Genomic DNA, 23690 nt, shown 5'->3' on the forward strand with positions numbered 1-23690 from the left:
GACGACCGTAACGTGCGCGACACACAATCCCGGGACCGAGAGCGCTCTCCGGCGTGCCGTGCCGCCCGTTTCACCCTGCCGCCGGGCGAGCGCGTCGCCCCCGAATCGTGTGCTCGAGGAGACCGCTCATGCGGATAGACCCTGCTGTGCCCGCTCCGCCGCCGACGCGGCGCCGCGGCCGCCGCCCGCTCGTCACCGGCGCCGCCGCCCTGGCCGTCCTGACCGGCATGCTCGTCGTGCCCGGCTCGGCGAACGCCGCCGTCGCCAACATCGCCTCGTTCGGCTCAGCCACGGCCACCAGCAGCGAGGGCAACAGCCTGGGCCCGGACAAGGCCATCGACGGCGACGCCACGACGCGCTGGTCGAGCCTCTTCGCCGACCCGCAGACGTGGACCCTCGACCTGGGCGCGCGCGCCGCCGTGCAGAACGTGGTGCTCACCTGGGAGGCGTCGCACGCGACGGCGTACTCGGTGGAGACGTCCGTCGACGGCGAGACCTGGCAGGAGCGCTACACGACGACCACCGGCGACGGCGGCGCCGACGAGATCGCCACGGGCGGCGACACGCTGCGCTACGTGCGGATGACCGGCACCGCCCGGGTCAACGAGTACGGCTACTCGCTGTACGAGGTCGCGGTGAACGGCGAGTTCACCGAGCAGGCCGTCGCCACGGCCGTCCCGGCGCTGACCATGCGCGAGCGCGGCACCGCGAACGTCAAGGTGCGCCTCAACAAGCCGGCGACCGCCCCGGTCACCGTGCAGTACGCCACCAAGGACGGCACCGCCACCGCCGGTGAGGACTACCCGGCCACGACGGGCACGCTGACCTTCCCGGCCGGCTCGGTCGAGCAGACCATCGCGATCAAGGGCATCAACGACACCGCCGACGAGCCGAACGAGACGTTCGACCTCGTGCTGTCGCAGCCCAGCGCCGGCACGATCGCCGGGCCGCGGATGACCACCACGATCACCGTCACCGACGACGACGTGCCGGCCGGCGACGGCCAGCCGAAGACGGTCGTCGACTTCGAGGGCGAGCTGCCGTTCGGCACGCCGCCGCTGGGCATCTTCCCGTTCGGCGCCAACGAGGCCGACATGCCGGAGCTGTCCGCGCGGGCGCTGGACCGCCCGGGCGCGCCCGCCGGCAACCAGGTGCTCGAGGTGAAGTACGGCGCCGAGAGCTACGGCGGCGTCGTGCACAACTGGTCCGAGACGCAGGACTGGTCCGCGTACGGCGGCATCCGGTTCTGGTTCCACGGCGGCAACACCGCGCCGCTGCCGCCGGGCTCCGGGCCGAAGATCAACTTCGAGATCAAGGACGGCGGCGCCGACGGCGAGAAGTCGGAGCTGTGGACGACCTCGTTCACCGACGACTTCGACGGCTGGACGCTGGTCGAGATCCCGTTCGCCAACCTCACCTACCGCGGCGACTACCAGCCGGTCGGCGGCATCAACCAGGTCCTCGACCTGAAGGAGATGTGGGGCTACGCCTTCACGCCGCCGAGCGGCCGCGAGGGCCGGTTCGCCGTCGACGAGATCCAGGTGTACGGCAACGCCCTGCCGCCGCCGTTCGCCACGGTCAGCACGAAGAAGCCGGTCTACCCGGTCGACGAGGGCGCCACCGCCACCGTCGAGGTCGTCATCACCACCCCCGAGGGTGAGCCCCTCGACGACGACGTCGCCGTGCAGTACGCCACCGGCGGCGGCTCCGCCACCGCGGGCGCCGACTACACCGCCGCGTCGGGCACCCTCACGTTCGCCGAGGGCACCGCGTCCGGCACCGCCAAGACCATCGCCGTGAAGACCAAGAAGGACAGCACGGCCGAGGTCGCCGAGACCGTCGACGTGTCGCTGACGTCCACCCCGGACGTGGCGGTGTCGAAGGACCTGCCCGTCACGGTCGTCGTCAACGCGCACGGCTTCCCGTACCTGGACAAGAAGCTGTCCACCGACAAGCGCATCGCCGACCTGATGAAGCGGATGACGCTCGCCGACAAGGTCGGGCAGATGACCCAGGCCGAGCGGCAGGCGCTCGACGCGCAGGACGACATCGCGCAGTACCGCCTCGGCTCGCTGCTGTCCGGCGGCGGCTCCGTGCCGCGGCCGAACGAGCCGGCCGCGTGGGCCGACATGATCGACGCCTACCAGCTGCGCGCCAAGCAGACCCCGCTGCAGATCCCGCTGATCTACGGCGTGGACGCCGTGCACGGCCACAACAACGTGGTCGGCGCGACCCTCTTCCCGCACAACATCGGCCTCGGCGCCAGCCGCGACCCGAAGCTGGTGCAGAAGGTCGGCACGGTGACCGCCACCGAGGTGCGCGCCACCGGCGTCTCGTGGGACTTCTCGCCCTGCCTGTGCGTGGCGCGCGAGGACCGCTGGGGCCGCACGTACGAGTCGTTCGGTGAGGACCCGGCGCTGGTCGCCGCGATGACCACCATCGTCGACGGCCTCGAGGGCGACGACCTGAGGAAGAACACCACCGTGCTGTCGACCATCAAGCACTGGGTCGGCGACGGCGGCACCACCTTCGGCAGCTCGACCACCGGCAGCTACACCACCGACCAGGGCATCACCCAGATGTCCGAGGCGGAGCTGCGGCGGCTGCACATCGCCCCGTACAAGGACGGCCTGGCCCGCGGGTCCGGCACCGTCATGCCGTCGTACTCCAGCGTGGACTTCGGCGACGGCAAGGGCCCGCTCAAGATGCACGCCCACAAGTACCTGATCACGGACGTGCTGAAGGGCGAGCTGAAGTTCGACGGCTTCGTCATCAGCGACTGGCAGGCGATCGACCAGATCCCCGGTGACTACCGCAGCGACGTGGTCACCTCGGTCAACGCCGGCCTGGACATGATCATGGTGCCGACCGAGTACCAGACGTTCATCACGAACCTGACCGACGCCGCCACCAAGGGCGACGTCAAGCAGGCGCGGATCGACGACGCGGTCAAGCGCATCCTGAAGAAGAAGTTCGAGCTGGGCCTGTTCGAGCAGCCGTACGCCGACCGCACCCACCTGTCGAAGGTCGGTTCCGCCGCGCACCGGGCCGTGGCCCGTGAGGCGGCCGCCAAGTCGCAGACGCTGCTGAAGAACACCGGCAATCTGCTGCCGCTCAAGAGCAACGCCAAGGTCTACGTCGCCGGCGGCAGCGCCGACGACATGGGCAACCAGAACGGCGGCTGGACGATCTCGTGGCAGGGCCAGAGCGGCCCCACCACCAAGGGCACGACGATCCTCGGCGGCATCAAGGAGGTCGCGCCCGGCGCCACGGTCACGTTCAGCCGGGACGCGTCCGCCGACCTGGCCGGGCACGACGTCGGCGTGGTCGTCGTGGGCGAGACCCCGTACGCCGAGGGTGTCGGTGACGTCGGCAACGGCCGCGCCGACCTGACCCTGAGCGCTGCCGACCGGGCGGCGATCGACAAGGTCTGCGCCGCCATGAAGTGCGCCGTCCTGGTCGTCTCCGGCCGGCCGATGGAGCTGGACGCCACCCAGTTCGCGGGCGTCGAGGCGCTGGTGGCCTCGTGGCTGCCGGGCACCGAGGGCGCCGGCGTCGCGGACACGCTGTTCGGCAAGAAGCCGTACACCGGCCGCCTGCCGATGACGTGGGCGAAGACCACCGCGCAGCAGCCGATCAACGTCGGCGACAAGGTGTACGACCCGGCGTACGCGTACGGCTGGGGCCTGCGCACCGACGCGACCAAGCCGCGGGTGAAGGCCGCCCGCGACGGCCTCGCGGCGGCGCTGAAGAAGCCGGGCGGCGGCATCGTCGACAAGCTGAAGGTCAACCTGGCCATCGCCGCGCTCGACGTGACGCTGCAGAACAAGAACTGGAACGCGGACGGCTCGGTGAAGGACTCCAAGGCGGTCATCTCCGGCCTCCTCGGCGCCTCGAACTCGCTGAGCGGCAGCAAGCTCGCCGTCGCCGCGCAGCAAGAGGCGATCGTCACCGCCATCCGCGACGTCACGCAGAAGCAGATGGTCGCCAAGGCCACCTCGCCGAAGCTGGCGCAGGCGGCGGCGCTGACGGCGGTCGCCGAGCACGACCTGCTGTCGAAGAAGCCGTCGGTCGCGGCGACCAAGCTGGGTCAGGCCTGGAACCTGCTCCAGTAGCACCTGCCCGAACCGAGGGCCCCCGGCGCACGCGCGCCGGGGGCCCTCGTCATCGTTCGCCCCGGTAGTCGAGCGGCGTGGCCGCCATGACGTACGGGTCGGCGTTCCACTTCTGCAGCAGCCCCGCGTCGCACGGCCGCACCACCGACTTGCTGATGTCGTGGCCGTGCAGCGGGTACAGGTCCGGGTCGGCCGCCTTCGGGTCGGTGGGGGACAGGCACAGCCCGGCCGCGTCGCGGATGCGGAAGCTGGTCTCGTACGTGCCGGTGTCGCGGTACACCGTCCACCGCAGCTCGTCCGGCAGGACGCCCCCGGGGCACGGCACGACGGTCACGTAGGTGCCCGGGTCGGCCGAGCGCGGGCTGCGCAGGCAGTGCAGCGGCCGGCCGCCGTCGGGCTGGACGGTGATCCGGCCGGTGCCGTGGCCGGTGGCGGGGTCGACCGCCGGCTGGGACCACCGCTGGTTCCAGTCGATCCGGGCCGGGTCCGGGTCCTGCTTGCACGGCCAGACGATCATGTACGCGTAGTCGGGCTCGCCGAGGGTGACGTCCAGGCACCGGCCGAACTGGCTGAAGTTGACCAGCTGCCGGGTGGCCTCGCCGGCCGCGCCCGCCCCGGTGGCGGTCTCCGGCTCGTTCACCTGGCGCATCCAGAGGCCATCCGCGTTGCAGTCCTGCAGGTCGACGAGGCTGCCCGCGCTGTACGACACGGCGGTCATGCACTGGCCGCGCGCGCCGGCGGTCTCCCACATCGCGTACGTCCCGAAGATCCACTGCTGCCGCGGCGGCGCGGCGGAGGTGCAGGGCCGCGACTGCGGCACCGTGCCGGCGCCCGTGCCGTCGACGCACAGGCCGAGCGGCCGGGCCGCGGTGCGGGAGGCGGTGAGCACGAGGCGCAGCTGGTCGTCGTACGCGAACGTCTGGCGCGGGCTGCCCGGGTCGCACACCTGGGCGCGCAGCTGCTCGCCGGAGGTGAGCCCGGCGTCGAGGCACAGCCGCGGGCTGGTCGGGGTGGGCGGCACGAAGCGCAGCAGGCCGCCCGGCACCTGCTGGGCGGTGGTGCGGAACGTGTACGTCACCGTCATGGTGCGGCTGCTGACGGTGCGCCCGGCCACCGTCGCGGTGCCGGTGGACGTCAGCACGGCCGTCGCGGGCACCGTCGCCGGGGTGCAGCCCAGCGACGCCCCGGCCGCGGTGCGGTAGGAGATGGTGACGTCGTAGCGGCTGACGTAACCGGGCGCGTCGGTGCCCGGTTCGCCGGTGACCCGGCAGCCGGGCAGCGCGGCGAGCAACCCGTCGCCGTCGGCGTCGGCGGCGCCGCGCAGCTGCCCGGCGGCGCTGTCGATGCCGGAGTGCGCCGCGTTGCCCGCCCGGTCGCGGGCCTCGGCGGCCCGGACGGCCTCGGTGCGGTCGACGACGATCGGCAGCAGCAGCGTGCTGAGCCCGATGCTGATCACCACGAGCAGCAGCGCGACGGGCATCGAGCCGCGGTCGTCGCGGTCGTCGCGGTTCACGCCGGCCGCCCCTCGGTGCACTCGGCGCCCGGGGTCGCCGACCGGGACGTGTTGAGCGCGGTGAACGTGACGTCGCTGGTGACCGTCCCGGCGGAGGCGTTGCGCCCGACGCGGGAGGTGAGCCGCAGCCGCAGCCGCGCGAAGTCGGTGGCGCCGGTCGCCTCCAGCGTGAAGAACGGGTCGGACCCGTCGACGAGCTGCCCGGCCAGGCTCTGCGCGGCGGGCGGGGTGGCGCCGGGCTGCCAGGCGACCGTGCGCAGCACGCCGGCGGCCCGGTCGACCACGACGCGGTGGCACCGGGGCTGCCCGGTCGCGGGGTCGGAGTTGAGGAACTCGACCCACGCCGACGACGGCGTCTGCGCCGGCGGGCGGATCCAGCGGGCGTACCGGATCTCCTTGTCGATGCGCCGGAACGCGGTCTCGACCTGGGTGTCGGCGGCGGCGACGGCCTCGGTGCGGTTGGCGGCGGCGTGCGCCTGCAGCACGCCCGCGGTGACCAGGGCGGAGACCGCCCCGAACACGGTCAGGGCGACGACCAGCTCGATCATGGTGGTGCCCTCGTCGCCGCCGGCCCGGCGGGCGCGCATCAGGGGCCCCCGGTCACGGTGAAGACAGGGTCGCCGGCGTTGCTGAGCAGCGTGGAGGTCACGTAGGCGCACCGGCCGGCCGGGCAGGTGCGGTGCGGCCAGGTGACGGCGACGACCACCTCGTACATGGTGACGTCCGGCCGCGCCGGGTCGGCGTCGGCCAGCGCGGTGGCGCGGCACGGCCGCACGGCGGCGCCGGAGCCGCCCTGCGCGCGGCAGCGGCCGACGAACCACTGCTGGGTGTACCGGACGTTGTTGACCACCCGCTGCTGGGCGGTGGTGGGCAGTGCGGCGCCGGCGCCGGCGTTCGCGGGCAGCAGCGGGTCGGTGTCCCAGCCGAGGGTGAGCCGGTCCAGGTACGGGCGGGCCGCCGCGGGCGCCGCGGCCCACTGGGCGGCCGAGCTGATCCGGTCGCGCCCGGCGAGCACCGACGAGCCCTTGAGGGCGCGCACCCGCTCGACGGCGTCGTCGGCGACCCGCACGGCCGCCTCCCGGTCGCGGGAGTACGCCACGAAGCCGACGGACTGCACGAGGAACGGCGCGAGCGCGCTCATCACGAGCGCCACGATGCCGAGGGCCACGCTCACCTCGACGAGCGTGAAGCCCTCCTCATGACGGTCCATGTCCGCACAATCGGACGTTCCGGGCCCGGTATGAGCCGTGCGCGGTGTCAGCCTGGTCGCATCAGGCGCTCTGGAACAGCTCGACGAGGTTGCCGGCCGGGTCGGCGAGCAGGATCTGCCGCCCGCCCGGCCCGGCGGTCACGTCGCTGCGGAAGGTCAGCCCGGCGGCGCGCAGCCGGCCGATCTCGGCGTCCAGGTCGTCGACGACGAGGTGGATGCGGTTGCCGCCGGCGGTGCGGGCGTCGGCGGGCGTGGCGCGGGCGCCGGAGCTGGCCGGCCCGGACAGCAGCAGCCGCAGCGGGCCGCGGACGACGTCGGCGAAGGCCGGCGCGGCGGTGGTGAGGCTCGTGAAGCCGAGGTGGCGGGTGTAGAAGTCGACGGCGGCCTGGACGTCGTCGACCAGGTAGCGGACGCCGGCGTAGGCGGTGGGTGCGGTCACGGCGGGTTCTCCTTCACGGGCGGACGGCGGGGCGGACGGCGCTCAGGACGGGCACCAGGTGCCGGATGCGGGTGTCGATGGCGCCGGCGATCTCCCGCAGGGCGGTGCCGCCGGTGGCGCCGGTGTGGCCGGGGATGCTCCAGTGCGCCCGGCGGGGGTCGCCGGGGAAGTCGGGGGCCGCCTCGCGGGCGCGGTCGCACAGGCTGACCACGACGTCGAAGCGCTGCCCGGTGAGCGTGCCGACGTCGCGGGGCGGCCCGGCGGGCGGCTCGGCGCCGAAGTCGTCGCGCAGCACCCGGGCGGCGTCCGGGTCGCGGCGCGGCGCGGGCCGGGTGCCGGCGCTGGTGACGTCGACCCGGCCGCCGGTGCGGTGCCGCAGCAGCCCCTCGGCGATGGGGGAGCGCACGCTGTTGCCGGTGCAGAGGAACAGCACGGCGACGCGGGGCGCGTGCGGCAGCCGGACCGGCGCGGCCGGCGCGGGCGGGCGCAGCGCGGGGTGCAGGCCGGCGCCCAGGTCGGCGAGCGCGGCGGCGCAGCGGTCGAGGTCGAGGTGGTAGTAGGTGTCGCGGCCGTCGAAGGTGCTGCGGGTGGCGATGACGAGCCCGTCGTCGCGCAGCAGCCGCAGGTGGTAGGACACCAGGTTCTGCGGCTCGCCGACCAGCGCCACCAGCTCGCGCACCCGGTGGTCGCCGGCGGCCAGCGCGGTGAGGAGCCGCCAGCGCAGCGGGTGGGCGGCGAGGCGGGCGAACGCCGGGACGGCCCGGCCGGGCGGTGCCACGCCCGCAGAATACATCACATGAGTTTGATGGAAGTGTCAGAAGGCGTACCGGACGCGCAGGTACGGCGTGCGGGCGGCGATGAGGTCGGTCAGCGCCGCCACGTGGCGGCCCTTGTCCCCGGTGCGGTAGCGGACGTTCCACTGGCCGCTCTGCGAGCGCTTGAGCTGCTGCAGGTCCGGCCGCCACAGCACCTCCTCGGCCTTCGGGTGCCAGCCGAGGTTGACCTCGTGCAGCTTCTCGTTGTGGGTCAGGAAGATGACCTCGGCCGCGAGCTGGTCCTTCGTCGCGGCGTCGACGCCGGCGTCCAGCTGGTCGAGCAGCTCCGCCCAGTCCGCCAGCCAGCCGTCGCGCACCACCACCGGGCTGAAGTTGACGTGCACCTCGTAGCCGGCCGCCACGAAGTCGTCGATCGCGGCGATCCGCTCGGCGATCGGGGAGGTGCGGATGTCGAGCAGCTTGGCGTCGCGCTGCGGCATCAGCGAGAACCGGATGCGGGTGCGGCCCTGCGGGTCCCAGCTCAGCAGGTCGCGGTTGACGTGCTTGGTGGCGAAGCTCGCCTTGGCGGTCGGCAGCCACCGGAACGTCTCGACGAGGTCGCGCACGTTGTCGCTGATCCGGGCGTCCAGCGAGCAGTCCGAGTTCTCGCCGATGTCGTACACCCAGGCCACCGGGTCGCACTCGTTGGGCGCCGGCTTGACGCCCTGGCGGCCGACGTGGCGCTGCACGTACCCGGCGATCCTGTCGATGTTCGCGAAGACCGTGACCGGGTTGCTGTAGCCCTTGCGGCGCGGCACGTAGCAGTACGCGCACGCCATCGCGCAGCCGTTGGCCGTCGACGGGGCGATGAAGTCGGCGGACCGGCCGTTGGGGCGCGCGGTCAGCGACTTCTTGACGCCCAGCACGAGCGCCTCGCGCTTGATCCGCACCCAGCGCGCGACGTTGGCCTCGTCGCCGTACAGCTCGGGGATGCGCAGGTGGCTCTCGACCTCGACCCGCTGGGCGTCCGGGAAGCGGGCGAGGACCTCCTTGCCGCGGGGCAGGGCGGCCGCCTCGGGCTCGACGTAGATGCGCCGGATGTCCAGCAGGTCGGTGGTCACGCCCTGTTCAACGCCCCACCTGAGCTGCGGCTTCCCCGGGAACCGACGCGACTACCAGCTCACCGAATCGCACGCGCCCGCGCCGACCGGCTCGACCTGCAGGGTGGCGTGGTCGATGCGGAACTCGGCGTGCAGCGCCTCCCGGGCGCCCGCGAGCACGGTGCCCAGCTCGGCGGCCGGGTCGAGGCTCAGGTGCGCCGACGCGACGTCCATGCCCGAGGTGAGCGTCCAGACGTGCAGGTCGTGCACGTCGCAGACGCCGGGGACGGCGGCCAGCGTCGAGCGGACCTCGGTGACGTCGAGGTGCTCGGGGGCGGCCTGGACGAGGATGCGCAGGGCGGCCCGGCCGAGCTTCCAGGTGCGGGGCAGGATCATCAGGGCGACGGCCACGGCGATGACCGGGTCCGCGTACCACCAGCCGGTGAGCCAGACGACGGCGGCGGCCGCGATGACGCCGACGGAGCCGAGCAGGTCGCCGAGCACCTCCAGGTACGCGCCGCGCACGTTGATGCTCTCCTGGGCGCCGGAGCGCAGCAGGCAGAACGCGACGACGTTGACGGCGAGCCCGGCGGTGGCGACCAGCAGGACGGGCCCGGCGGGGATCTCGTGCGGGTCGGTGAACCGGCGGGCGGCCTCGACGAGCACGTAGACGGCGACGCCGCTGAGCAGGACGGCGTTGGCCAGCGCGGCGAGCACCTCCAGCCGGTAGAGGCCGAAGGTGCGCTGGGTGTCGGCGGCGGCGCGGCCGGCCGCGGTGATGGCGGCCAGCGCCATGCCGATGCCGAGCACGTCGGTGAACATGTGCCCGGCGTCGGACAGCAGCGCCAGCGAGCCGGTGAGCAGGGCGGCGGCGCCCTCGGCCAGCATGAACACCGCGAGCAGGACGAACGCCCAGACGAGCCGCCCGCGGTGGCGGCTGCCGGCCCGGGCGGCCTGCGCCCCGTGATCGTGCCCCGCGCCCATGCGCTTCACCTTCCGTCCCGCCGCCACGCCCCGGCCAATATATGTTCACATCGCTATGTGTGCAATCGGATGCCCGCTGCGGAACCCGCCCGGAAGGGGCATGCTGCGAACGTCAACGGAAACCGAAACGCCGGAAGGACAGTGCCGTGCTCCGTCGTACCCTCGCCATTGTCGCCGCCGCGGCGACGCTCGGCGTGCTGACCGCCCCCGCGGCCCCCGCCGCGGCCCACCCGGGCGGCCACGGCCTCCCCACCACGATCGCCCTGCCCGACGGCTTCCAGCCCGAGGGCATCGCCACCGGCCTCAAGAGCTGGGCCTTCTTCGGCTCCCGCGTCGACGGCGACATCTACCGGGTCGACCTGCGCACCGGCCGCGGCGCCGTCATCAGCCAGGGCCCCGGCACCCAGTCGCTCGGCATGAAGGTCGACCGGCGCGGCCGCCTCTGGGTCGCCGGCGGCTCCGGCGGTGACGGCCGCCTCGTCGACGGCCGCACCGGCCGCCTCCTCGACTCCTTCGACTTCGTCGAGGGCACCTCGTTCGTCAACGACGTGATCCTCACCCCGCGCGGCGCGTTCTTCACCGACTCCGTCAACCCGCAGCTGTACCGGGTCCAGCGCGGCCGGGTCAGCACCGTGCCGCTCACCGGCGACATCGCCTACACCACCGGCAACAACGCCAACGGCATCGCCCGCACCCCCGACGGCCGGGCGCTGCTCGTCGTCCAGGGCAACGTCGGCAAGCTGTTCCGGGTCACCTACCGCGGCGTGGCCACCGAGGTGCGCCTCACCGGCCTGGACGACAACGCCCTGCGCAACGGCGACGGCCTCTGGCTGCGCGGCCGCACCCTCTGGGTCGTGCAGAACCGGCTCAACCGCGTCGCCGAGCTGCGCCTCAACCGCGACGGCACCGCCGGGCGGCTGGTGCGCTACCTGACCGACCCGCGGTTCGACGTGCCCACCACGATCGCCGAGTACCGGGGCCGGTTCTACCTGCCGAACGCCCGCTTCACCACCCCGCCCACGCCGACCACCCCGTACACCGCGGTGGCGATCCGGCCCTAGCGCGCCCGCAGCTCGTCGTGGTCCGCCACGAGCAGGATCCCGTCCCGCTCGTCGAAGCCCGCGACGCGCCCCGGGAACAGGTCCGGCCGCAGGCCGGGCACCGACCACAGCAGGGCGCCGGTGCGCACGTCGCGCCCGGCGCCCCCGGCCGCCCACGCCACCACCTCGTGCACGAACCCCACCGGGCCGGGCGCCCGCCACCGCTCGTCGCCCGCGTCGCCGACCAGCACGGCGTCGGCCCCGTCCGTGGCCAGGGTCGCGTCCGGCAACCGGTGTACCGAGCGGCAGCCGGGCAGCTCCACAGCACCCGCCCGTCCCGGTCGCGCAGCGCCCGCCGGCCGCCACCCCGCGGGCACCCGCGCGGGCGGCGGCACGTCCTCCGGCGGCAGCCCCAGGCCGGTCAGCACGGCCGCCGGCGCGGCGGCGTCCATCAGGGGTGCCAGTGCGCGTCCGTGCCCAGGGTGACCAGGCGCTGGGTGGCGCGCGACAGCGCCACGTACAGCGTGCGGACGCCCGACGGGCCGTCGCGGCGGATCTCGCCCGGCTCGACCAGCAGCACGGCGTCGTACTCCATGCCCTTGGCCTGCAGGCTCGTCACCACCTGCAGGCGCGGGTCCGCGGTGCCCGCCAGCCAGGCCGCGACCTCGTCGCGGCGCGGCACCGGCGTCACCACGCCCACCGTGCCCTCGACCTCGGTGAGCAGCTTGCCGGCCGCCTCGCGGACCGCGTCCGGCAGGTCGCCGGCGCGGGTCACCAGGTCGGCCGGGTCCACGCCGGTGCTGCGCACCGCGCGGGGCAGCGGCAGGTCCGGCAGCACGGCCCGGATCACCGACGCGGCGACCGCGAAGATCTCCGCCGAGTTCCGGTAGTTCGTCGTCAGCGTGTACGTGGCGCGGCGCTTGCCGCCGAGCGCCTTGTCCCGCGCCCGGTCCAGCTCGGCCGCCTCGCCCGACCACGCGGTCTGGGCGGCGTCGCCGACGATCGTCCAGGACGCGAACCGGCCGCGGCGGCCCAGCATCCGCCACTGCATCGGCGAGACGTCCTGGGCCTCGTCCACCACCACGTGGGCGTACTCGCGGTAGTCGTCGGGGCGGGCCGTGTCGGCGGCGCGGGCGGCCCGCTGGCGGTCGGCGTACGTGCTGACCTCCTGGATGCCGTCGATGACGTGGAACGGGTTCGCGTTCTTGCGCGGCCGGGGCCGGCGCGGCTTGCCGATCAGCTCGTCGATCTCGTCGAGCAGGGCCACGTCGGCGATCGTCGCGGGCCCGTCGAACGCCCCGGCGAGCAGCTCGATCTCGGCGCGGGACAGCACCCCGCCGGCGTAGCGGCGCAGCCGGGCCGGGTCGGCCAGCCAGCGCAGCACGTGGATCGGCGCCAGCCGCGGCCACCACGCCTTGAGGAAGTCGCGGAAGTCCGGCCGGTCGGCCAGCTCCTCCTCGAAGTCGCGGCGCTCCGGCAGCCCGCCGATGCGCAGCGACCGCGCCTGCGCCCACAGCGCGTCGAAGACGCCGTCGAAGCCGGCCCGGCGCACCTCGTTGCGGCGGGCGCCCTTCGGCAGCGCCTTCTGCCAGATCCGGCGCAGCGTCTCCGCGTCCAGCCGCAGCAGGGTGCCCCGGTACAGCAGGCGCAGCTCCGTCGGCTGGCCGGGCGCGGCGTCGCGGGCGGCCCGCTCCAGCACCGTGCGCATCCGCAGCGAGCCCTTGACCGCCGCCACCGGCGTCGGGTCGACCCGGGTGGCGTCGTACCCCTCGACCAGCGAGCCCAGCGACCGCAGCGTCGCGCTGTCCTCGCCCAGCGACGGCAGCACCGCGGCGATGTACTCCACGAACACCCCGGACGGGCCCACGACCAGGATGCCGCCGCCCGCGAACCGGTTGCGGTCGGAGTACAGCAGGTACGCCGCCCGGTGCAGCGCCACCGCCGTCTTGCCGGTGCCCGGGCCGCCCGACACGATCGTCACGCCGGACGCGGGGGAGCGGATCGCCTCGTCCTGCTCGCGCTGGATGGTGGCGACGATGTCGCGCATGCCGTGGCCGGTGGCCTTCGACAGGCTGGCCAGCAGCGCGCCGTCGCCGACCACCCGCATGCCGGGCGGGGCGTTGTCCGGGTCGAGCAGGTCGTCCTCGATGCCGACGACGCGCTCGCCCGCCGAGCGGATCATCCGGCGGCGCACCACGCCCTCCGGCTCGGCCGCGGTGGCCCGGTAGAACGCGGCGGCGGCCGGGGCCCGCCAGTCCACGACCAGCGGCTCGGCGTTCTCGGCGCGGATGCCCAGCCGGCCGACGTGGTGCACGGCGCCGGTGGCCAGGTCCAGCCGGCCGAACACCAGGCCCTCGTGCTCGCTGTCCAGCGCCCGGCGGCGGCGCGCCGCGTGGAACACCATCGCGTCGCGCTCGACCAGGGCGCCGAACGTGCCCGCCGAGGAGACCTTGTAGCCCTCCTTCTCGGCGCGCGTGGCGTCCGTCCGCAGCTGGGCCAGGCGCGCGTAGACGCGGTCCACGTGCTGCTGCTCGACCGCGATCTCCTGCTGCAGGACGGTGTCGCTCAAGGGTGCCCTTCCGGAATGTCAGCGGCCGTGGAAAAAAGACCGGCTGACGAACCTACCTCCGGCCGCCGCTCGATGTCGACGCCGCCGCGCCGCGTCACATTCCTCAGGCGGCCTGCTCGTAGCCCGTCTGCCACTCGCCGCTCGCCGTCGCCCGGGCCACGACGTCCGCCAGGGCGTCGGTGACCAGCTGCGGGCGCTCCATCATCAGCATGTGCCCGGCGCCCTCGGCGACGGTCAGCGCGGCGCCCGGCAGCGCGTCGGCGATCGACCGGGCGCAGGCGGGCGGGGTGAGCCGGTCCTTGTCGCCGACCAGCACCGCCGCCGGCACGTCGCCCAGCGCGGCCAGGGTGTCCAGCCGGAGCTGGGCGCCGACCGACGTGCGGAAGCCGCCGATCGAGCGCAGCGACGCCCGGCCCAGCGCCCGCAGGCAGATGTCCAGGTCGGCGGACTCGTACTCGTCGCCGAACAGCAGCCAGCGCACGCCCGGCGACAACGCCGGCAGCACCGCGCGGTGCGGGCGCCAGGCGCCGCAGCGGGCCAGCACGCCCGCGCCCATCGTCTCGGCGGTGCGCAGCACGCCGGCCAGCGGCGTCGGCAGCCCGTACCGGGTGTGGGTGTGGCCCTCGGCGGTGGTGCCCACGAAGACCAGGCCGCCGACGCGGGCGCCGAACGTCTCCGGGTGGCGGTGCGCGTACTCCATGATCGCCATGCCGCCGAGCGAATGCCCGGCCAGCACGACCGGCCCGCGCGGGGCGGCCTCGTCGACCACGGCGGCCAGGTCGTCGCCGAGCTGCTCCAGGGTGGCCGAGCGCAGGTGGGTGGCGCCGGAGCGGCCGTGGCCGCGCTGGTCGTAGGCGACGATGCGGGCCGTGGCGCCGCCCAGCGCCTCCGGCAGTGCCGCCGCCTGGCGGTGCCAGGTGCGCCGGTCGTGGCACCAGCCGTGCAGCATGACGACCGTCGCGTCGGCCTCCGCCGGGCCCGAGACCTCGACGTGCAGGCGCACGCCGTCGGACAGCCGGACCTCCGACATCGTTCGCATGGGCACCTCCGCCGTTCAGGCCCCCGTTGTACCCACGGGTAACCAGCATCACGCCTGCCGCACGGAAAAGCCACAGCGAAGATCGAAGCGGTCCCCCCGGACGAGTCCCGACTGGCAGGATCGGTGAGGTGAGCTGCCTCGCACATCCCTTGAGTCCCGGCCGTCCCGTCGGCAACCTCTAGCCATGACGACCACGCTCGCCGCGACCGCCCTCACCGCCCTGCTGGAGGGCAACCGCCGCTTCGTCGAGGGCCGCCCCGAACACGGGCACGACGTCGGCGCGGCCGCCGCCGCCTCCGGCGGACAGACGCCGCACGCCGTCGTGGTGGGCTGCATCGACTCCCGGGTGCCGCTGGAGGCGATCTTCGACCAGACGTTCGGCTCGATCTGCGTGGTGCGCTCCGGCGCGCACGTGCTCGACCGGGCCGTGCTCGGGTCCGTCGAGTTCGCCGTCAGCGCCCTCAAGGTACCGCTGGTGATGGTGCTCGGCCACGAGCGCTGCGGGGCCGTGGCGTCGACCGTGGAGGCCGTCGCCGCCGGCGTGCGGCCGCCGGGCGCCCTGGCGTACCTGATCGACCAGATCGCCCCCGCGGTGGCCGAGGTGCCCGCGGACGCCCCCGACGTGGCCGCGGCCGCCATGCGGGCGCACGTCGAGCGCACCGTGCGGTTCCTCACCGACGTGGTGGGCGACTCCGCCGAGGTGGTCGGCGCCGTCTACGACCTCGACACCGGCCGCGTCGAGCTGCGCGCATGAAAAAACCCCGGGGGGAGACCCCGGGGTTTTTCGCTGTGCGCGTGCTCAGCCCTCGAAGACGCCCGCGTCGACGAGGCGCTTCTCCGTGGCGTCCCAGCCGTCGGCCGGGTGCGCGGAGTTGAGCGACTGGATCTCGGCACGGATCTTGGCGCCGTGACCGGCACCGGCCAGCACCCGGATCTCCTCGACGAAGGCGTCGCTGGAGGTGCTCAGGTGCGTGGTCTTGCCGTTGGTCAGGTTGCGCACGTACGCGTGCCGGCCCTTGTTGAGCGGGATGAGGTACTTGTACTCACCCAGCACGCTCAGGGCGCCGCCCTGGCCGGCCTGGCCGGCGCGGACTGACGCGCGCGCGGTCTTCGAGGTGTTGCTCGCCACGGCGGTACTCCTTGAGAAGTTTCTGGGAAACGGCGCGCAGCAGGCGCCGAGTGAACTTTACACGAGAGCGCCCCGGGCCGTTCCGCCGCGGGTTCCCCCTCCGTTGTTACCGATGTGCCACTACGCCCCGAGGTTGCAGACGATATCGCCGTTTCACTGGCGCACCGTCCGCACCACCCGGCATCATGAGACACGATCAACCGCGGTCGAGGTCGTAGGGGAAGACGCACCTCGGTCTCCGGGAGGTCACCGTGCCAACGCGTGGCGTCGTATACGTCCACTCGACCCCGCTCGCCGTGTGCCAACACGTCGAATGGGCGATCGCGCGCGTCCTGACCGCGCCGGTCACTTTGCAGTGGACCGCCCAGCCGGTTGATCCCGGCGCCCGGCGGTCGGAGTGCGGCTGGACCGGAAGCCCCGGCACAGGCGCCGAGCTGGCTGCTGCCCTCAGGCAGTGGCCCATGATCCGTTTCGAGGTCACCGAGGACCCCAGCCCCGGCGTGGACGGCGAGCGCTTCATGCACGTCCCCGGCCGCGGGCTGTTCCACGGCACGATGGGCGCCTCGGGCGACATCCAGCTCGGGGAGGACCGGCTGCGCGCCATCATGGCGTCCGCGCGGGCCCCCGAGGCGCTCCAGCACGCCCTTGACAAGGCCCTGGGCACCGCCTGGGACGCCGAGCTGGAGCCCTACCGGTACGCCGGCGACGGCGCACCCGTGACACTGTTGACCCGGGTCGGCTAGGCCACGGCGGCGCCGGCCGATTTGTCGTCACCGGCGGGAGTTGATCGAATGATCCGCATGTCCCTGCGTGCCGCCGTCGCCCTCGCCGCCGTCCCGCTGCTGCTGCTGACCGCGTGCGGCGACGACGAACCGGCCGACCCGCCGGCCGTCGTGCCGCCGTCGGTGGCCCCGCCGCCCGCCAGCGCCACCCCGGCGCCCACCGGCACGCCCGCCGAGCGCGCCGCAGCCCTGGTGGCCACCCTGCCGGAGGAGGACCTGGCCGGGCAGGTGCTCATGCCGTACGCGTACGGCAGCGCGGCCGACAAGGTCAGCGACGCCTCCGCGGCCAAGAACCGCGAGCTGGGCGACGTCGCCACGCCCGCCGAGATGGTGGCGCGGTACCGGCTCGGCGCGCTCATCCTCGTCGGGTTCTCCGCCGACGACCCCACCGGCACCAACCAGCCGACCACCAACGTCGACAACCCGCAGCAGGTGCGCGCCCTCACCGACGGCCTGCGCGCCGCCGCGGCCCGGCTGCCCGCCGGCAGCGCCCCGATGCTCGTCGGCACCGACCAGGAGTACGGCGTCGTCACCCGGGTCAAGACCGGCGTCACCGCCCTGCCCAGCGCGATGGCCGTCGGCGCGGCGAACCGGCCCGCCCAGACGGAGGCCGCCTGGAAGGCCGCCGGCGAGGAGCTGGCCGCGATGGGCGTCAACGTCGACTTCGCCCCCGTCGCCGACGTGCTCGGCCCGGCCGGCAGCGGCGTCATCGGCTCCCGCTCCTTCGGCGACGACCCGAAGGTGGTGTCCGCGCAGGTCGCCGCGGCGGTGCGCGGCCTGGCGGCCGGCGGCGTCGCGTCCACCATCAAGCACTTCCCGGGCCACGGCCACACCACCGCCGACAGCCACACCACCCTGCCCGTCGTCAGCCAGAGCCGGGCCGCCCTCGACCGGCAGGACCTCCCGCCGTTCCGGGCCGGCATCGGCGCGGGCGCCGGCTTCGTCATGTCCGGCCACCTCGACGTGCGCGCCGTCGACTCCGGCGTCGCCGCCACGTTCTCCCGCAAGGTCATGACCGACCTGCTGCGCACCGAGCTGAAGTTCACCGGCGTGGCCGTCACCGACGCCATGAACATGGAGCCCGCCATGAAGTGGCCCGCCGGCGAGGCCGCCGTGCGCGCCCTCAACGCGGGCAACGACCTGCTGCTCATGCCCCCGGACGTCGGCGCCGCCCACGCCGGCATCCTCGACGGCCTGCGCACCGGCGCGCTGAAGCGCGAGCGGCTCGTCGAGGCCGCCACCCGGGTGCTGACCCAGCGCTTCGCCCTGGACCGGCCCGCGCCCGCCCTCGACACACTGGCCTCGGCCGGCCACCAGGCCGCCGCCCGCGCCGTCGCCACCTCCGCCGTCACCGTGCTGAAGGGCCGCTGCGCCCGGCTGCTGCCGGCCGGCAAGGTCATGGTCACCGCCGCGGGCGGCCGCGAGCAGGCCCGCGCCAACCTGGTGAAGGCGCTGCAGGCCGCGGGCGCCGACGTCGTCGCCGCGGGCGCCGCCGAGATCCGGCTCGTCGGGTACGGCGACACCGTCACCGACCTGAGCCGGGGCGCCGCCGTGACGGTGGCGATGGACACGCCGTACCTGCTGGCCCAGTCCGACTCCCCGGTGCTGGTCGCCACCTACTCGTCGAGCCCCGCGTCGATGGCCGGCCTGGCCGACGTGCTGACCGGCCGGGCGAAGCCGACCGGCCGGTCGCCCGTGCCGGTGCGCGGGCTGCCCCGCACCGCCTGCTGACCCGGCGCGGTCAGGGCCGCGCCGTCCACCACGTCGTCTGGCGGCGCGCCCCGGCCCAGCTGAAGCTGATGTGGATGTGGTTGGTGTGGCAGCCGCTGGGCGTGCCGTCGCAGCTGTAGGCACCCCACCCCGGGCGGTAGGCGCGCCAGATCCGCTTGTTCCAGATGATGTACATGACCCCCAGGCGGCGCGCGATCGCGTGCGGGTTGCCGTGCCGGTCGGTGGCCAGCAGCCAGGCCAGGACGTCGTTGGCGACGGTGACGTCGGCGGGCCGGGTGACGTTCAGGGAGTAGTCGAGGGCGCGGCCCTCGTAGTGCTCGCTCGTGTTGGTTCTGCAGGCGCGGCCGATGCCGGAGCTGTGCGTGCCGTACGTGCGGTTGAGCAGGTCGCGGACGTCCACGACGCCGGGCTTGGCCGTCGGGTCGCAGGTGCGCTGCGGCGCGTAGGCGGCGTAGGCGTCGACGGCCGGCCCGAACGCCGGCGTGACCGGCGCGGCCGTGGCTGGCGGGGCGGCGGTGACGAGCATCGTGCCGAGCAGGGCGGTCGCGGCGAGAAGGACGGCGGGCGGCAGGAATCGTCGCGGGACGAAGCGCATGAGGTCTCCGGTCGGCGGAACGCCCGGCCGGAGAGCCGCGTCGGCCCGGGCGGAGGAGGGAGCGCCCCCACGGCGCATCCCGATGCCGATCCCATCCGGGGGCGGCGCCCGATGAGGACACCCTCCCGCTCCGGCGCCGGGTAGGCGCATCGAGCGGTTCCCGCGTGGAGCCTATGTGACCGGGCACGGCGCCGCCCAGAGCCGGTGAGAATTTTTTTCAGGGCGGGCGACGCCGTTCCGCGCGGGTCAGTCGTCGTCCATCGCCAGTGCGTCCGTGCCGTCGTCGCCGGCCGGCGACAGGTACGCGGCCGGGCCCCCGATCACCAGGTCGACCCCGTGCCGTCGGAGTCGAGCACGCCGTCGTGCTCGGCCCCGGTCCGGTCCACCATGCCGTCGAGGTCCGTGTCGGCCTGCACGGTGTCGCCTGCCCTGAGCTCGTCGGTCGTCCGATCCTTCGACGCGGCGCGCGCGGCCGATGTTCCCGCGGTGGCGGGACCGGTGCCTCCCCATCCGGACGGGGGCCGCCGACCGGCCGGATCCGTTGACCGGTCGTCACGCTGAGTCCCACCCGAATGTCTGATTAGCGCATCTTGACAGGATAATGCGCCGACCCGCCATACTTCTCGTCACACAGCGTGATGATCGGGGGTGGTGGCTGGTGCGGTTCGCGACGGACGTCGAGTGGCGGGTGAGCCGGCGCGGCCTGGTCATCGCCGCCCCCGACGGCGACACCGTGCTGCTGGAGCACCCCCGCGCCGCCGACCTGCCGGACCTCCTGGTCGACGACCCGGGCCCCGGCGAGCTGGGCGACCGGCTGGGCGCGCCCAACGGCCCCGGCCTCGTCAGCGAGATGACCGAACTCGGCATCCTGCGCGACCCCGCCGCGCCGTCGCCCGTCGCCGCCGCCCCGCCGCGCGTCGCCGTCACCCGCTCCGGCATCGAGATCGCCGGCATCGACCGGCCCGCGCAGTGGTGCGCCCGCCGCGTCGTGCCGCTGCTGGCCACCTGGCCCGCCCGGGTGCTGCTCGGCGCCCTCGTCGTGGCCGGCGCCTGGTCGCTGCTGGCGGGCCGGCCCGCCGGTCCGCAGGTCTCCGCGCATCCCGTGCTCGACGCCCTGCTCGGCATCGGCATCGGCCTGGCCTGCTCGGCCCTCCACGAGTTCGCGCACGCCGTCGCCCTCGCGCACTACGGCCGCCGGTCGCGGCGCGCCGGATTCGGCTTCTACTGGGGCGCGATCTCCTTCTACGTCGACTCGACCGAGGCGCTGACCCTGCCCCGGCGGGCGCGCGTCACCCAGGCGCTGGCCGGGCTCGCCGTCGACGTCGTCACCCTCAGCCTGCTGGCGATCACCGCCCAGCTGTCCACGTCGGTGCTGCTCACCGCGGTGGCGTGGCGGCTGGCCGTCCTCGGCCTGGCCGAGATCGCCGTCAACCTCGCGCCGGTGCTCCAGGTCGACGGCCACTGGGCGCTCGCCGACCTGCTCGACGAGCCCGACCTGGGCCCGCGCGCCCGTGCCGCCCTCGGCGCCGCCGTGCGCGGCCGGGCCCGGCCCGGCGGGCTGGCCCTCTACGGCGCGCTCAGCCTCGTCTGCGGCCTCGGCCTGCTCGCCCTGTCCGGGCTCGTCTTCTGGTACGCGGCCCACGACCTGCTCGCCGCGCTGTTCGCCGGCAACGCCGCCGAGTTCGTCGTCGGCGTGCTGGTCGTCGCACCGGTGGCCGCCGGCCTGCTGTTCAGCACCCTCGGGCTGCTGCTCGAGACGGCCCTGGCCGCCCCGGCCCCGACCGAAGCGGGGAGGTGATCCGGATGCTCCGTCGCCTTCGCCGCCTGTCCCGCGCCATCCGCTCCGGCCGCTGACCGGCCGGACCCCCGCCCCGTCGCCATGGAAGGAGTGATCCCGTGCTGAAGCGCATCGTCCGCCGTCTGACCCGTGGTGTCCGGGTCCGCATCTGAACCCCGGCACAGCGCGAGGCCCGGACCGACCGGTCCGGGCCTCGCCGTGCGTGCGCCCGCCTACAGCGGGATGTTGCCGTGCTCGCCGCGGGCGGCCGGGGCGTTCGCCAGGGCCTCCGCGATGCGCAGCCGGGTCTTCTCCGGCTCGATCACGTCGTCCACGACGCCGATCTCCAGCGCGCGGCCGACGCCGCCCGCCGTCTGCACCTGCTGCTCGATCAGGGTGGCGCGCAGCTCCTCGCGCTCCTCCGGCGGGACCGCCGCCAGCTTCTTGCGGTGCAGGATGTTCACCGCGGCGCTGGCGCCCATGACCGCGATCTCCGCGTTCGGCCACGCGTAGACCGCGGTGGCGCCGAGCGAGCGGGAGTTCATGGCGATGTACGCGCCGCCGTACGCCTTGCGGGTCACCAGCGTCACCCGCGGCACGACCGCCTCGGCGAAGGCGTGCAGCAGCTTCGCGCCGCGGCGCACCACGCCCTCCCACTCCTGGCCGACGCCCGGCAGGTAGCCGGGGACGTCCACGAGCACGATCAGCGGCACGCCCAGCGAGTCGCACATGCGCACGAACCGGGCCGCCTTCTCGGCGCTGGCCGCGTCGAGGCAGCCGCCCAGGCGCAGCGGGTTGTTGGCGATGACGCCGACCGTGCGGCCCGCGAAGCGGCCCAGCGTGGTGACCACGTTCGGCGCCCACTTGCCGTGCAGCTCCACGCCCGGGGCGTCCAGCAGCGCCTTGATGACCGGCTTGACGTCGTACGCCCGGCTGGCCTCGGCCGGCATGGCCTTGGTCAGGTCGTGGCCCTCGGTCTGGTCGGCGACGTCGGCGGGCGACAGCCGGCCCTGGCGGCCGAGCAGCGCGGTCAGCGCCCGCGCCTGCTCCAGCGCCGACGCGTCGTCCTTGGTGGTGATGTGGACGACGCCGGAGCGGCGGCCGTGCGGCTCGGGGCCGCCGAGGCGCTCCATGTCGACCTGCTCGCCGGTGACGCTGCGGACGACCTCCGGGCCGGTGACGAAGATCCGGCCGGCCTTGCTCATGATGACGATGTCGGTGAGCGCCGGGCCGTACGCGGCGCCGCCGGCCGCCGGGCCGAGCACCACGCTGATCTGCGGCACCCGGCCGGACGCGCGGACCATCGCGGCGAAGACGCGGCCGACGCCGTCGAGGGCGAGGACGCCCTCGGCGAGCCGGGCGCCGCCGGAGTGCCACAGCCCGATGACCGGGACGTGCTCGCGCACGGCGGTGTCGATGGCGTCGACCACGTCGAGGCAGCCGTCCATGCCCATCGCGCCGCCCATGGTGGTGGCGTCGGTGGCGAACGCGACGGCGGGGGCGCCGTCGACCTCGCCCCGGGCCCAGAGGACGCCGGAGTTGTCGCGGGCGCCGGCGAGGCGCAGGGTGCCGGCGTCGAACAGGCCGCGCAGGCGCAGCTCGGGGTCGCGGTGGTCGGCGGCCGGCTGGTCCGTGCTGGCGGAGGTCGTGGTCACTGCACTCTCCTGGGTCGCATCGAGAGGGGTCACGCGCGGGTGAAGACGAGGGCCACGTTGTGCCCGCCGAAGCCGAAGGAGTTGTTCAGGGCGGCCGGGATGTCGAGAGGGCGGGCCTTGTGGGCGGCCACCTCGAGGTCCAGCCCGTCCTCCGGATCGTCCAGATTAATGGTCGGGGGCACCATGCTGTCCCGGATCGCCAGGATTGTGGCAATCGACTCCAGCGCGCCCGCCGCGCCGAGCAGGTGCCCGGACATCGACTTCGTGGCGGTCAGGATCGGGTGGTCGCCCACCGCGGCGCGCAGGGCGCCGATCTCCGCCATGTCGCCGACGGGCGTCGACGTGGCGTGGGCGTTCACGTGGGTGATGTCGGAGGCCGAGACGCCGGAGTCCTCGATCGCCTTGCGGATGGCGCGGACCGCGCCGAGGCCCTCCGGGTGCGGCTGCACGATGTCGTAGCCGTCGGAGGTGATGCCGGCGCCGGCGAGCCGGGCGTAGACGTGGGCCCCGCGGGCGGCCGCGTGGTCGGCCCGCTCCAGCACCAGGATGCCCGCGCCCTCGCCGAGGACGAAGCCGTCACGGCCCTTGTCCCACGGCCGGGACGCCCGCTCCGGGTCGTCGTTGCGGGTCGACATGGCGCGCATGGCGGCGAACCCGGCGATCGGCAGCGGGTGGATGACCGCCTCGGTGCCGCCGGCCACGACCACGTCGGCGCGGCCGGACCGGATGATGTCCAGGCCGAGGGCCAGGGCCTCCGCGCCGGTGGCGCAGGCGCTGGCGACCGAGTGGACGCCCGCCTTCGCGTTCAGCTCCAGGCCCACCCAGGCGGCGGGGCCGTTCGGCATGAGCATGGGCACGGTGTGCGGGCTGACCCGCCGCGGCCCGTGGGCCTCCAGGATGTCGTCCTGGTTCAGCAGGGTCTGCGCCCCGCCGATGCCGGAGCCGACGCTGACCGCGACCCGCTCGGAGTCGATCCCGGAGTCCTTGAGGCCCGAGTCGGCCCACGCCTGGTGGGCGGCGATCAGGGCGATCGCCTCGGACCGGTCCAGCCGGCGCATCTTGACCCGCTCGATGACCTCGGACGGGTCCACGGCGAGCGAGGCCGCGATGCGCACGGGCAGCTGCGCGGCCCACTCCTGGGTGAGAGCACTCACCCCGGAGCGGCCGGCGAGCATGGCGTCCCAGGTGGACGCGACGTCCCCGCCCAGCGGGGTCGTCGCGCCGAGCCCGGTGACGACGACGTCGATGCCACTCATG

Annotated in this window: 20 protein-coding genes; 6 read left to right on the plus strand and 14 right to left on the minus strand. The window is 74.5% G+C overall.

What is annotated here, in order from left to right:
- Positions 1 to 128 precede the first annotated feature (128 nt).
- Positions 129 to 4115, plus strand: a complete 3987-nt coding sequence (locus tag Sya03_RS27445) for a glycoside hydrolase family 3 N-terminal domain-containing protein (protein ID WP_203941320.1) — start codon at positions 129 to 131, stop codon at positions 4113 to 4115.
- 49 nt (positions 4116 to 4164) lie between these two features.
- On the opposite strand, the gene Sya03_RS27450 is transcribed toward Sya03_RS27445, so the two are convergent.
- From Sya03_RS27450 to Sya03_RS27480, 7 genes are all read right to left on the minus strand, one after another.
- A complete protein-coding gene (locus tag Sya03_RS27450) occupies positions 4165 to 5628 on the minus strand; it encodes a hypothetical protein (RefSeq protein WP_203941321.1) in 1464 nt (487 codons plus the stop codon).
- Positions 5625 to 6215, minus strand: a complete 591-nt coding sequence (locus tag Sya03_RS27455) for a PulJ/GspJ family protein (protein WP_203941322.1) — start codon at positions 6213 to 6215, stop codon at positions 5625 to 5627. The genes Sya03_RS27450 and Sya03_RS27455 overlap by 4 nt, the downstream gene beginning before the upstream one ends.
- Complete coding sequence (locus Sya03_RS27460; protein WP_203941323.1) at positions 6215 to 6838, minus strand: type IV pilus modification PilV family protein; 624 nt, start codon at positions 6836 to 6838, stop codon at positions 6215 to 6217. The genes Sya03_RS27455 and Sya03_RS27460 overlap by 1 nt, the downstream gene beginning before the upstream one ends.
- 61 nt (positions 6839 to 6899) lie before the next feature.
- Positions 6900 to 7277, minus strand: a complete 378-nt coding sequence (locus Sya03_RS27465; protein ID WP_203941324.1) for a VOC family protein — start codon at positions 7275 to 7277, stop codon at positions 6900 to 6902.
- A gap of 13 nt (positions 7278 to 7290) precedes the next feature.
- Positions 7291 to 8055, minus strand: a complete 765-nt coding sequence (locus tag Sya03_RS27470; protein WP_203941325.1) for an arsenate reductase/protein-tyrosine-phosphatase family protein — start codon at positions 8053 to 8055, stop codon at positions 7291 to 7293.
- A 36-nt stretch (positions 8056 to 8091) separates the two neighbouring features.
- The gene (locus Sya03_RS27475; RefSeq protein ID WP_203941326.1) at positions 8092 to 9153 is read right to left on the minus strand and encodes a spore photoproduct lyase family protein; all 1062 of its coding nucleotides are present in this window, start codon (positions 9151 to 9153) and stop codon (positions 8092 to 8094) included.
- 51 nt (positions 9154 to 9204) lie between these two features.
- The gene (locus tag Sya03_RS27480) at positions 9205 to 10116 is read right to left on the minus strand and encodes a cation diffusion facilitator family transporter (RefSeq protein WP_203941327.1); all 912 of its coding nucleotides are present in this window, start codon (positions 10114 to 10116) and stop codon (positions 9205 to 9207) included.
- A gap of 146 nt (positions 10117 to 10262) precedes the next feature.
- Here Sya03_RS27480 and Sya03_RS27485 point away from each other — a divergent pair, with 146 nt between their 5' ends.
- Entirely contained in the window at positions 10263 to 11177 is a 915-nt protein-coding gene (locus tag Sya03_RS27485) for an SMP-30/gluconolactonase/LRE family protein (RefSeq protein ID WP_203941328.1), read from the plus strand.
- Here Sya03_RS27485 and Sya03_RS27490 read toward each other — a convergent pair.
- The 3 genes from Sya03_RS27490 to Sya03_RS27500 form a co-directional block, all read right to left on the minus strand.
- Positions 11174 to 11608, minus strand: coding sequence for a hypothetical protein (locus tag Sya03_RS27490; RefSeq protein WP_203941329.1), 435 nt, complete (start codon positions 11606 to 11608; stop codon positions 11174 to 11176). The genes Sya03_RS27485 and Sya03_RS27490 overlap by 4 nt on opposite strands.
- Positions 11608 to 13725 carry a HelD family protein gene (locus Sya03_RS27495; RefSeq protein ID WP_203941330.1) on the minus strand — a complete coding sequence of 706 codons (2118 nt, stop codon included), beginning with the start codon at positions 13723 to 13725 and terminating at the stop codon, positions 11608 to 11610. Before Sya03_RS27495 ends, Sya03_RS27490 begins: the two co-directional genes overlap by 1 nt.
- 103 nt (positions 13726 to 13828) lie before the next feature.
- Entirely contained in the window at positions 13829 to 14764 is a 936-nt protein-coding gene (locus Sya03_RS27500; protein WP_203941331.1) for an alpha/beta fold hydrolase, read from the minus strand.
- Positions 14765 to 14948: 184 nt separating this feature from the next.
- Here Sya03_RS27500 and Sya03_RS27505 point away from each other — a divergent pair, with 184 nt between their 5' ends.
- On the plus strand, positions 14949 to 15518 hold the full coding sequence (locus tag Sya03_RS27505; RefSeq protein WP_203941332.1) for a carbonic anhydrase: 570 nt from the start codon (positions 14949 to 14951) through the stop codon (positions 15516 to 15518).
- Between the two features lie 45 nt (positions 15519 to 15563).
- On the opposite strand, the gene Sya03_RS27510 is transcribed toward Sya03_RS27505, so the two are convergent.
- Positions 15564 to 15893 (minus strand): hypothetical protein, encoded by a 330-nt coding sequence (locus Sya03_RS27510; protein ID WP_203941333.1) that lies wholly within the window; start codon positions 15891 to 15893, stop codon positions 15564 to 15566.
- 251 nt (positions 15894 to 16144) lie between these two features.
- Here Sya03_RS27510 and Sya03_RS27515 point away from each other — a divergent pair, with 251 nt between their 5' ends.
- Positions 16145 to 16636 carry a DUF3145 domain-containing protein gene (locus Sya03_RS27515; protein WP_203941334.1) on the plus strand — a complete coding sequence of 164 codons (492 nt, stop codon included), beginning with the start codon at positions 16145 to 16147 and terminating at the stop codon, positions 16634 to 16636.
- Positions 16637 to 16684: 48 nt separating this feature from the next.
- Entirely contained in the window at positions 16685 to 18406 is a 1722-nt protein-coding gene (locus tag Sya03_RS27520) for a glycoside hydrolase family 3 protein (protein WP_370871998.1), read from the plus strand.
- Between the two features lie 10 nt (positions 18407 to 18416).
- On the opposite strand, the gene Sya03_RS27525 is transcribed toward Sya03_RS27520, so the two are convergent.
- Entirely contained in the window at positions 18417 to 19001 is a 585-nt protein-coding gene (locus Sya03_RS27525; protein WP_203941336.1) for a VldE C-terminal domain-containing protein, read from the minus strand.
- A 658-nt stretch (positions 19002 to 19659) separates the two neighbouring features.
- Here Sya03_RS27525 and Sya03_RS27530 point away from each other — a divergent pair.
- Positions 19660 to 20799, plus strand: a complete 1140-nt coding sequence (locus Sya03_RS27530) for a zinc metalloprotease (RefSeq protein ID WP_203941337.1) — start codon at positions 19660 to 19662, stop codon at positions 20797 to 20799.
- A 212-nt stretch (positions 20800 to 21011) separates the two neighbouring features.
- On the opposite strand, the gene Sya03_RS27535 is transcribed toward Sya03_RS27530, so the two are convergent.
- Entirely contained in the window at positions 21012 to 22433 is a 1422-nt protein-coding gene (locus tag Sya03_RS27535; protein ID WP_203941338.1) for an acyl-CoA carboxylase subunit beta, read from the minus strand.
- A gap of 29 nt (positions 22434 to 22462) precedes the next feature.
- Positions 22463 to 23689 (minus strand): beta-ketoacyl-ACP synthase II, encoded by a 1227-nt coding sequence (fabF, locus tag Sya03_RS27540; protein ID WP_203941339.1) that lies wholly within the window; start codon positions 23687 to 23689, stop codon positions 22463 to 22465.
- Position 23690: the final 1 nt, after the last annotated feature.

Origin of the sequence: Spirilliplanes yamanashiensis, assembly GCF_016863475.1 — a bacterium.
Classification (GTDB): domain Bacteria; phylum Actinomycetota; class Actinomycetes; order Mycobacteriales; family Micromonosporaceae; genus Spirilliplanes; species Spirilliplanes yamanashiensis.